Here is an 11648-nt window from a genome sequence, read left to right on the forward strand (position 1 = left end):
GATATCGCCCCCTTTGTTAATTATCCAACACTATTTTATTTGCTCTTTTAGCAATCGGGCTTCCGCTTGTACCGACTCAGGACCATTCTCCATGACTTCCTCCAAGGCTGAAACTGCCGAGTCAAAGTCTTCTATTTCAAGATATGCCCGTGCTAAGTCTAGCTTTGCTGAGAAGCCATCTTCTTCTAGATCAACATCTTTAGGGTTATCTCCCGCTAGTAAATCTTCAAAGTCATCTAGACCGACATCCATATTTGGTTCTTGATAAGGCTCCTCTGTGGTAAGAACATCATCGCTTTGTGCAATCAAGTCTTCAATTTCCACAAAGTCTTCCGGCATTGATTGTTCGTGGTTTTGCTCTAAATCTTCTTCAATCTCGAACTGTTCATCTAAGTCTTCACTTAACAATGCATCAAAGTCGACTTCCAATTCTGGCTCTTGTTCATTTCCAGCCAGATCTTCTGGCTCGGCATATTCATCCAATAAAGCATCAAAATCCGTACCTTCTAAATCTGCCATAAATTCATCTTCGATGGCACTTTCATCAATATCTATCGAACTTTCTTGCTCATCGTTGCCCGCTTCTGCAACTTCTTCTAATTCCGCTAAAAATGCATCTGGGTTAATGCTGGTTTCTTGAGCGGTTGCTGATTCTAACGTCGCTATTTCATCATTTTCATTCGATGAATACGTTTCTGAGCTTTCAGCTTCTAAAGAGGCCAATGCAGCAGACTCATCAAAAGGCGTCTCTAGATCGATTTCCAACTCTTGTTCAGCCATTGGAAGATCTGTACTTTGAGGAGCTTCACTACTCGGTAATTCCTCATCCATTGCAGCTAGCGCCGCATCTTCATCAAAAGGCGTATCTAGATCTATGCCCAAGTCACCCAATTCATCTTCAGCTACGGGAGATAGCTCACTCTCACCACTCTCTGTAACAGGAGTCTGCGTCGCATCATCACTAATATTACTTTCAGAGATAGCACTTGGAGCTTCATCAAAGTCATCGAATAAATCATCTAGTTCATCACCAAAAGACTCTTCTAAATCGCCTTCAATGTTTGCATTTAAGTCACGTTGGCTATCTAAGCTCTGTGCTAATTGGCGCTCAGTTTCACTCATTCCCTCTGGTAGAGGCCCATCATCTAATGAAATTTCCGGCTCACCAACTTCTTCTAATTCAAGCTCAGGGTAACTTTCTAACTGCGCACTTGGTGTTACAAAATCTTCCTCTGGAAGAGATTCCTCCGCAAGTAAATCTACTTCATCACCAAGAGGATCATCACCTAAGTCGATCTCAACATCTTCAGCCATCAGCTCTTCATCGAGAGAAGCAAGCTCTGCTTCAGCCTCCAACGCATCTAACATGTCGTCGACATTTTGTGGTTCGGTACTTTCGATGTCTTGTAAAAGTTCGCTCGGCTCGATTTCCAGGTCTAGCTCTGCTTCGAGTTCTGACTCAGCTTCTAGTTCTGGCTCATCTTCGAGTTCTGGCTCATCTTCGAGTTCTGGCTCAGCTTCTAGTTCTGGCTCAGCTTCGAGTTCTGGTTCAGCTTCGAGCTCTGGCTCAGCTTCGAATTCTGGCTCAGCTTCGAGTTCTGGCTCTGCTGCTAGTTCTGGCTCAGCTTCTAGTTCTGGCTCAGCTGCTAGTTCCGGCTCAGCTGCTAGTTCCGGCTCAGCTGCTAGTTCCGGCTCTGTTTCGAGTTCTGGCTCAGCTTCGAGTTCTGGTTCAGCTTCTAGTTCAAGCTCATCTTCTAGTTCCGGCTCTGCTTCTAGTTCAAGCTCAGCTTCGAGTTCTGGCTCAGCTTCGAGTTCTGGCTCAGCTTCGAGTTCTGGCTCTGCTGCTAGTTCTGGCTCTGCTTCGAGTTCTGGCTCTGCTGCTAGTTCTGGCTCTGCTTCGAGTTCTGGCTCTGCTTCGAGTTCTGGCTCTGCTTCGAGTTCTGGCTCTGGTTCTAGTTCTGGCTCTGCTGCTAGTTCTGGCTCATCTGCTAGTTCTGGCTCAGCTTCGAGTTCTGGCTCAGCTTCGAGTTCTGGCTCAGCTTCGAGTTCTGGCTCAGCTTCGAGTTCTGGCTCAGCTTCGAGTTCTGGCTCAGCTTCGAGTTCTGGCTCAGCTTCGAGTTCCGGCTCTGCTTCGAGTTCTGGCTCAGCTTCGAGTTCTGGCTCAGCTTCGAGTTCTGGCTCTGCTGCTAGTTCTGGCTCTGCTGCTAGTTCTGGCTCAGCTTCGAGTTCTGGCTCAGCTTCGAGTTCTGGCTCAGCTTCGAGTTCTGGCTCAGCTTCGAGTTCTGGCTCTGCTTCGAGTTCTGGCTCTGCTTCGAGTTCTGGCTCTGCTTCGAGTTCTGGCTCTGCTTCGAGTTCTGGCTCTGCTGCTAGTTCAAGCTCATCTTCTAGTTCTGGCTCTGCTTCTAGTTCAAGCTCATCTTCTAGTTCTGGCTCAGCTGCTAGTTCTGGCTCAGCTTCTAGTTCTGGCTCAGCTTCTAGTTCTGGCTCAGCTTCTAGTTCTGGCTCAGCTTCGAGTTCTGGCTCAGCTTCTAGTTCTGGCTCAGCTGCTAGTTCTGGCTCTGCTTCTAGCTCTGGCTCTGGCTCTGCTTCTAGTTCTGGCTCAGCTTCTAGTTCTGGCTCAGCTTCTAGTTCTGGCTCTGCTGCTAGTTCTGGCTCTGCTGCTAGTTCTGGCTCATCTGCTAGTTCTGGCTCATCTGCTAGTTCTGGCTCAGCTGCTAGTTCTGGCTCAGCTTCTAGTTCTGGCTCTGCTTCTAGTTCTGGCTCTGCTTCGAGTTCTGGCTCTGCTTCGAGTTCTGGCTCTGCTTCGAGTTCTGGCTCTGCTTCGAGTTCTGGCTCTGCTTCGAGTTCTGGCTCTGCTGCTAGTTCAAGCTCATCTTCTAGTTCTGGCTCTGCTTCTAGTTCAAGCTCATCTTCTAGTTCTGGCTCAGCTGCTAGTTCTGGCTCAGCTGCTAGTTCTGGCTCAGCTTCTAGTTCTGGCTCAGCTGCTAGTTCTGGCTCTGCTTCTAGCTCTGGCTCTGCTTCTAGCTCTGGCTCTGCTTCTAGTTCTGACTCTGCTTCTAGTTCTGGCTCAGCTTCAGCAAGTGGAGCGCCTTTCGCCTCAGGGACATTTTCATCTTCACCTAGCATGCCATCCAAATGGCCTACTTCAACATTTGAGGTGATAATTGACCCTTCCTGATCAAGGTCATCTTCACCTTCTAGCTCTGCAAACTCTGTGTCAGTATCTAAGCTTGGTGCTTCTTCGCCAATGTCTGCTAACAGGTCCTCAACATCACCAAGGTCATCTTCACCTTCTGGCTCTGAAAACTCTGTGTCGGCCTCTAAGCTCGGCGCTTCTTCGCCAATGTCTGCTAAAAGGTCGTCAACATCACCAAGGTCATCTTCACCTTCTGGCTCTGCAAACTCTGTGTCGGCCTCTAAGCTCGGCGCTTCTTCGCCAATGTCTGCTAACAGGTCGTCAACATCACCAAGGTCATCTTCACCTTCTGGCTCTGCAAACTCTGTGTCGGCCTCTAAGCTCGGCGCTTCTTCGCCAATATCTGCTAAAAGGTCCTCAACATCACCAAGGTCATCTTCACCTTCTGGCTCTGAAAACTCTGTGTCGGCCTCTAAGCTCGGTGCTTCTTCGTCAATATCTGCTAAAAGGTCGTCAACATCACCAAGGTCATCTTCACCTTCTAGCTCTGCAAACTCTGTGTCAGTATCTAAGCTTGGTACTTCTTCGCCAATGTCTGCTAACAGGTCGTCAACGTCACCAAGATCATCTTCACCTTCTGGCTCTGCAAACTCTGTGTCAGTATCTAAGCTTGGTGCTTCTTCGTCAATATCTGCTAACAGGTCGTCAACGTCACCAAGATCGCCTTCGGTCGCTAATTCTGTCAGCTCACTGTCAGCTTCTAGGCTCGGTGTTTCTTCGCCAATGTCTGCTAAAAGGTCGTCAACATCACCAAGGTCATCTTCACCTTCTGGCTCTGCAAACTCTGTGTCGGCCTCTAAGCTTGGTGTTTCTTCGCCAATGTCTGCTAAAAGGTCATCAACATCACCAAGATCATCTTCACCTTCTGGTTCTGCAAACTCTGTGTCAGTATCTAAGCTTGGTGCTTCTTCGCCAATGTCTGCTAACAGGTCGTCAACGTCACCAAGATCGCCTTCGGTCGCTAATTCTGTCAGCTCACTGTCAGCTTCTAGGCTCGGTGTTTCTTCGCCAATGTCAGCTAAAAGGTCGTCAACATCTCCAAGGTCATCTTCACCTTCTAGCTCTGCAAACTCTGTGTCGGCCTCTAAACTCGGTGTTTCTTCGCCAATGTCTGCTAAAAGGTCATCAACATTACCAAAGTCATCTTCACCTTCTGGCTCTGAAAACTCTGTGTCGGCCTCTAAGCTCGGCGCTTCTTCACCAATATCTGCCAACAGATCGTCAACGTCCCCTAGATCGTCTTCATCTGCAGGCTCTGAAAATTCAGTTTCGCTGCTCGCCTGAGCTAAAAGCGCATCAATATCTTCTTCACCTGCAAGCTCACTTTCTTGTTCAGCTTGAGATATTAAATCATCAATATCTTGCTGCTCTTCACTTACTTGCTGCTGCGCATCTTCAAGCAAACCATCAACATCATCTATTTCCAAACCATCTTCTTCGATACCTAGATCATCTTCATCTAACGCACCATCCAGTAGGTCGTCAATATCATCAGCACTTAAGATGCTATCATTATCAACTGTTTCTTCAGTAGCCGGAGTTTCTGTTTCCGTCTCTTCAATTAAGCTATCAATGTCATCTAAATCTAGCTCATCATCACCCGCAGGCTCTGATTCTGGCTCTTCAGCCAGCTCTTCACTTAGTGCAGCTAGTGCATCGTCACTTACATCCAGCGTATCATCTTGCTCGTCACCAACTTCATTGAATAGGTCATCTATATCATCGGCACTAAGAATGTCATCACTGTCTGAGGCTGCATCTTCTACGTCTAGTGTGACTTCATCACCCAGTGCATCATCAGTTGAATCAAAGCTCTGCTGTAAGAAATCATCTATATCGTCTGACGATTCTTCCGAAGACGACTCGTCATCGAACACAATGTCATCATTTAACAAACTGTCCAGCTCGTCCTGATCGAGCGTACTGCTTCCCGTCTCAAACCCGTCATCGTCATCATCTAAAGAATCAAAAACGATATCATCGTCTTCAGGTAAAATATCATCATCAAGCTGGATACTTTCATCTAGCGGTGCAACATCATCTGTGACTGGCATGTCAAGATCAAGAGGGTCTGCCGCCGCGGCAGCAGCTCCCGTAGCTGCTGCAGCTGCAACTGGCGCTTGAGGTAAGAATTCATCGTCTTCAGCACTCGATTCAGCTGCCTGTTTGCGTTTACGCATAAAGAACACCAACCCGCCAATAACTAACAACGCAGGAATTGTTGCGAGTAAGGCAATTACGATGGGGTTTGATAACGTTTTGCTTAAGCTCGACTCTTGCTCAGCCATTTTGTCAGCTTCTTGCTGTGCGATCATTTCGCTTTGCATATCAATTACAACTTTCAACTGCTGTTGAATTTCGCTGTCTTTGCCAAGTTGATCACGGACATTTTGCAATTCGTCTGAAATATCACTGAGCTGCTTTCTAAGTTGGTTATTCTCTTCCAATATGTCTTCTACATTTTTGACTGAAGACTTAAATTGGTTCTGCAAGTCCAATAGCTTGGAATCCTGCTCCATTCGCAGGTTTCTTAACTGATTAGTAAGTGCTTTTTGAGCCTGTTCTACATCGACTTTACGCGCCTGAGTCACCCGCTTTTGGGCATCATTGATATCAGACTGGCTCAAGGTGCCATTTTTCTTGCGCTCCCATAACGCATCATCTTGATCTGACTTTTGTTTTGCTATGCTAGGGTTGACTCGTCTAATTTCTGCAAGAGTTGGAATACGCAGATACGCCCCATCTCGCATATGGTTGAGGTTTTGGTCTAAAAATGCGCTTGGATTTTTGTCATAGAGGGCTTTCATTACCTGATAAATAGTCACAGAGTCATCAGGTCTAATCTTTTGCGCTAGGCGCCACAAAGTATCTGAAGGTCTAATAGGACCAACTGAACGTCCCTCTAACCCATAATCAACACCCTTGGGACCCTTCAACACTGTGCCATCTTGAGTGTGTGCAGGAGATGTTATGAAAGCCAATGCTAGGATACAAAATAAGGCTAAACCGCGCATGCTGTTCCTTTGTTTAAGGTGACCACTTACTCAACCAGTAAGTGAATAATAAATTTGCTCATCTTTGCTTTTTGCAAGCTCTATTCCAATTGCAAACTATAAACCAGTTATAAGGGAATATCCATTGTCTGTGTATTGATTCTTAACATCGTACTAATACTTTATAATTAGAATGAAATTGTTTTATAAATCAGGGAGGTGGTAAAAGAAGGATTTGTGTAACCAGTGAGGCAAAACGCTGCCATCGCATTTTGCCTCTGAGTATTACTAAAGATAGTTTGCAACGAGTTCTTCTGCTATTTGCACACTGTTTGTTGCCGCACCTTTACGAGTGTTGTCAGATACAACCCACAAATTTAGTCCCATTGGATGTGAGATATCCGCGCGTAATCGACCCACGTAAACCGTATCATTACCACTCGCATCACTCACAGGCGTTGGATAATCTTCTTCACCTTCAATCAGCTCAATACCCGGTGCATCAGTAAGTAATTGTTTAATATGCTCTAAATCGTACGGCATACGAGTTTCTAAGTGGATCGCTTCGGCATGACCAAAAAACACAGGAACTCGCACAGCGGTTGGATTAACCATCACGCTGCTATCACCCAATATTTTTTGCGTTTCCCAAACCATTTTCATTTCTTCTTTGGTGTAGCCATTTTCCTGAAAAGCATCAATTTGTGGGATCACATTGAATGCAATTTGTTTCGGAAAAACTTCGTTTTCCATTGGTCTTGCATTCATAAGGTTCGCTGTTTGTTTTGCCAATTCATCTACCGCTTCTTTTCCTGCGCCCGAAACAGCTTGGTATGTTGAAACATTTATACGGTCAATGCCATACGCATCATAAATCGGCTTTAATGCCACCAGCATTTGAATTGTTGAACAATTTGGATTGGCGATAATATTGCGATTCCTGAAATCAGCAAGGCTAGCTGCATTTACTTCAGGCACCACAAGTGGCACGTCATAGTCATATCTAAAATGCGACGTATTATCTATCACTACACAGCCTGCTTCGGCTGCTATCGGCGCGTATTTTTCGGAAACGCTCCCACCAGCTGAGAACAAACCTATATGTGCTTGCGCAAAGTCAAACTCTTCCACATCTAAAACTGTGACTTTTTCGCCCATAAAATCGATTTCTTCACCTGCACTGCGACTACTAGCAAGGGGATAGAGCTTATCGACTGGAAACTTTCTTTCCGCCAATGTTTCAATGATTTGCTTACCAACTAGGCCTGTTGCACCCAGTACCGCCACGTTAAATTTCTGCGACATTTTTATTCCTCATTCATTTCTACTTGAAAGCCGAGTTGTTGCAATCTCTGCGTATGTGCCAATGGCGTCGATACCTTCAATGTTGAGAACTCTCTTCTCGGAGGGTATTGTTTGCGTAACACGTCAAACCCCTGACTTTCTAAATTGGCTCGCATTAAACCATTATCACGGCGAATATCATAGATCATATGGACAATACGGCCATAATCTCTTTGGCTAAATGTACTGTTGAGATGGCATTGACTTAGAGCTGGTATTGGTAAAAATGCTTCCAGCCGTTTTGTCGCGCTAACACCCAATGTTTTACACAATGCCTGATAAAGCATTTGCGTACCACGCGCTTTGCCTTCTAGGGTATGCCCAGCAATATGAACCGACGTATACAAGCAGTAAGGTATCAGTTCGGTCAGAATATTTGGCTCGTTTTCCCATACATCGAGTACCAACTCCAGTGCTTGACCTGACGTCTTTGCATTTAGCAGGGCCTGATTATCAATAACATCTCCGCGACTCGCATTAATAATTAGCATGCCGGGTTTAAGCTTTTTAATTCTGTCAACGTTTAGTAAATGTTTGGTTTGATGTGCGCCCGTTTTTATTAGTGGCACATGAAATGTAACAAAATCCGCTGATTCAAGCGCGGAATCAATATTAACATGCTCTGGCAGGGTTCCCTGTTCTGCGCGAATAGGGTCGCACAAAATTAACTCGATACCACTGTGTGCTAATTTTTCTCGCAAACAGTTCCCAATATTACCCACCCCGACAATCGCTAACTTTTTGCCACGTAACTCAACATCACGATCTTGGCTATATGCATATAAAGCGCTTATAACGTATTCGGCAACAGCGACAGCATTGCACCCTGGTGCACTCGAAAAAGCAATTTCCCGCTCAGCTAGGTATGCCTGATCGATGTGATCAACGCCTATCGTAGCTGTACCAACAAACTTAAGCTTGTTCGCTTTGCTTAGTAATTGCTGGTCAACTTGCGTAATTGAACGAGTTAACAACACATCTGCTTCTTGCACTTGCTCTGCAGCAATATTACGCCCATCAAAGCGCACTACTTCACCAAAGCTTGAGAAAAACTCTTCCACCAAAGGCATATTTTGATCAGCCAAGATCTTCATTTAAATTATTCCTAAACATCGCACGGAGCTATATTGTAACCCACCTGTCGCACAGACCCTAGTTCCGCCTTGCGCCTATGCCTAGCGCGACAAACATCAAGCAGAGTAAAAACAACACCAATAGTTTTACACTTGGTTGTTCTGCGACATTCACCAAAGGGCTAAACACAAAAGCTTGAACATTACACCAAGCCAAGAAAAATGCCGTGTACAGCGCACCGCCATAGGCGTAACACGCGCAAACTACACTACTAAGACAGTTAATAAAAATAGCGTACTCAAAAGCTTCCACACTCAATAACATCGAAGTAAAAGTAATGACAATGATACATATATTCCCCAATTGCATAAGTAACCTCTCCTTAGGTCTTTTTTGTAATATAGATAAGTTTACAAAATTGGCAATTGAACAATTTTTAAGTCCAACATTGCACTGGTATGGTCAAAACTTGGCTTCTAAAATGTTAAATGGAAGGCTTTTTTGCTTGAAATAGCTGGTCAGACAAGCTAGCCTAATCATGTGGTCAGACCTCTAATAAGGAAGAACAACATGACACTTTTATTCACTATCGCTTTGATAGCACTGGTCAGCGCGGCCTGTTATCATCGCGCCAGCTGGAATACCTGCCTAGGTGTTGCAGCAACAACGCTGCTCGTTGGTACTTTTGCCGACGCTTTTGGGGCTTTGTCTTGGCTTATCTTCTTGGCCATTGCAATTCCATTTTCAGTCACCAACATCCGTCAACAATATATAGTTACCCCCCTGTTCAAGGCGTTTAAAAAAGTGACGCCAACCATGTCTGAAACTGAGAAATCAGCAATCGATGCGGGGACAACTTGGTGGGAAGCAGATTTATTTTGCGGCAATCCAAATTGGAATAAATTACATCAATTTGCAAAACCAAGACTCACAGCAGAGGAGCAAGCTTTCTTAAACGGCCCTGTTGAGGAAGTATGTGCCATGCTAGATGACTGGGAAGCTACGCACGAGTTAACCGATTTACCGCAAGAGGTATGGCAGTATTTAAAAGACAATAAGTTCTTTGCCATGATTATCAAAAAGCAGTATGGCGGCCTCGAATTTTCAGCTTATGCACAATCCTGTGTGTTACAAAAGTTAACCAGTAAATCATTATTGCTTTCATCGATTGTGGGCGTGCCTAATTCACTCGGCCCTGGCGAACTATTACAACACTATGGAACACAAGAGCAAAAAGACCACTATTTGCCACGTCTAGCTGCGGGAGACGAGATCCCTTGCTTTGCATTAACATCGCCAGAAGCTGGTTCGGACGCTTCATCTATTCCGGATTTCGGTGTGGTATGTAAAGGCGAATGGGAAGGTAAAGAGACACTGGGTATCCGTTTAACGTGGAACAAGCGTTATATTACGCTCGCACCAGTATCAACCGTACTTGGTCTCGCTTTTAAAATGCAAGATCCAGATGGTTTGCTTGGTGATAAGGAAGACATAGGTATCACCTGTGCACTTATTCCAACCTCTATGCCTGGCGTTGAAATTGGCCGTCGTCATTTTCCATTAAACGTGCCTTTCCAAAATGGACCGACACGCGGAAAAGACGTATTTGTGCCACTCGATTTTATAATTGGCGGACCTAAAATGGCAGGACAAGGCTGGCGTATGCTGGTCGAATGTTTATCCGTTGGCCGTGTTATTACACTTCCTTCTAACTCCACTGGTGGCATTAAAACACTAGCGCTCGCCAGCGGTGCGTACAGCCGTATCCGTCGCCAATTTAAGTTACCAATTGGAAAAATGGAAGGCATCGAAGAAGCTCTATCTAAGCTTGGAGGCTATGCCTACAGTAGTGATGCTGCACTAAGTATGTCGACAGGGGCTGTTGATTCAGGTGAAAAGCCGTCTGTTATTTCTGCCATTCTTAAATACCATTTAACAGAGCAAATGCGTGCTTCCACAATTCATGCTATGGATATTCATGGTGGCAAGGGCATTTGCTTAGGGCCAAATAACTACCTTGGCAGAGGCTATCAGGGTGCGCCTATCGCGATTACCGTAGAAGGGGCTAATATTCTTACGCGTAACATGATCATCTATGGTCAAGGTGCGATACGCTGCCACCCGTTTGTACTTGCTGAACTAAACGCCTGTAATATCAAAGATAAGCAAGAAGCACTAGACAGCTTTGACAAAGCCTTGATGGGCCATATTGGGTTTACTATTTCTAATTTAGTACGCACCAAATGGTTAGCATTAACTGGTGGGCGCTTTACAAGCGTACCGTTTAATGACGAAACAGCTGATTACTATCGAAACGCCGCTCGTTACAGTGCATCATTGGCATTGATGTCAGATATCTGTATGGCTGTATTTGGCGGTTCTCTGAAACGCAAAGAGCGTATTTCTGCGCGACTTGGAGATTTGTTGAGTTATTTATACCTTGTATCTGCCACACTGAAACGATACAACGATGAAGGTCGTAAAAAAGAAGATCTGCCTCTGGTTAAGTGGGCGTGTCAGGAACACTTATACCTCTGTCAGCGTGCCTTAGCTGATCTTATCAACAATATGCCGTCAATGGCATTGCGCGCTGCGCTCAAGCTGGTTTTATTTCCATTCGGCCGTCCGGTGCGTAAGCCAACCGACGAAATGGAACATGACATCGCAAAACTATTGCAAACACCAAATGAGACACGTGATCGCCTTGCCAATTACATCTACACCACTGATGAACCGCTAAATCTAATTGGCAAACAAGAGCAGACACTTAAAGACATCTTAGCTGTAGAGCCTATTTTCGACAAAGTATGTCGTGCCAAAGGACAAAAGCTGCCATTTATGCAGCTAGATAAAATCGCCCAAATGGGATTGGAAAGTGGCATATTAACGCAGCAAGAAGCAGACAGCCTCGCCGCTGTTGAAGCTAAGCGATTGGCTGTGATTAATGTCGATGATTTCGACCCGGCCGAGTTACTGGCTGGCAAAGCGCGTATATTGGATAAAAACGCCGATGCAGCCTAGCCATTAAGTTACAATCTAAT

At 45.3% G+C, this 11648-nt stretch carries 5 protein-coding genes; 1 reads left to right on the top strand and 4 read right to left on the bottom strand.

The annotated features are described in order from the left end of the window. Window positions 1-30 precede the first annotated feature (30 nt). The 4 genes from QNM18_RS06760 to QNM18_RS06775 all read right to left on the bottom strand — a co-directional run bounded on the left by QNM18_RS06760 (window position 31) and on the right by QNM18_RS06775 (window position 8976). A complete protein-coding gene (locus QNM18_RS06760; RefSeq protein ID WP_284136718.1) occupies window positions 31-6210 on the bottom strand; it encodes a FimV/HubP family polar landmark protein in 6180 nt (2059 codons plus the stop codon). Between the two features lie 267 nt (window positions 6211-6477). Continuing rightward, window positions 6478-7494 carry an aspartate-semialdehyde dehydrogenase gene (locus tag QNM18_RS06765; protein WP_023401182.1) on the bottom strand — a complete coding sequence of 339 codons (1017 nt, stop codon included), beginning with the start codon at window positions 7492-7494 and terminating at the stop codon, window positions 6478-6480. A gap of 2 nt (window positions 7495-7496) precedes the next feature. Beyond that, window positions 7497-8627 (bottom strand): 4-phosphoerythronate dehydrogenase, encoded by a 1131-nt coding sequence (locus QNM18_RS06770; RefSeq protein WP_211009855.1) that lies wholly within the window; start codon window positions 8625-8627, stop codon window positions 7497-7499. A 58-nt stretch (window positions 8628-8685) separates the two neighbouring features. After that, window positions 8686-8976, bottom strand: coding sequence for a DUF6419 family natural product biosynthesis protein (locus QNM18_RS06775; RefSeq protein ID WP_211009856.1), 291 nt, complete (start codon window positions 8974-8976; stop codon window positions 8686-8688). 201 nt (window positions 8977-9177) lie between these two features. Between QNM18_RS06775 and fadE the strand changes: the two genes are divergently transcribed. Further along, window positions 9178-11628 carry an acyl-CoA dehydrogenase FadE gene (gene fadE / locus QNM18_RS06780; protein ID WP_284136719.1) on the top strand — a complete coding sequence of 817 codons (2451 nt, stop codon included), beginning with the start codon at window positions 9178-9180 and terminating at the stop codon, window positions 11626-11628. The last annotated feature ends 20 nt before the right edge of the window (window positions 11629-11648 follow it).

It is taken from the genome of Pseudoalteromonas obscura (assembly GCF_030135505.1).
Classification (GTDB): Bacteria; Pseudomonadota; Gammaproteobacteria; order Enterobacterales; family Alteromonadaceae; genus Pseudoalteromonas; species Pseudoalteromonas obscura.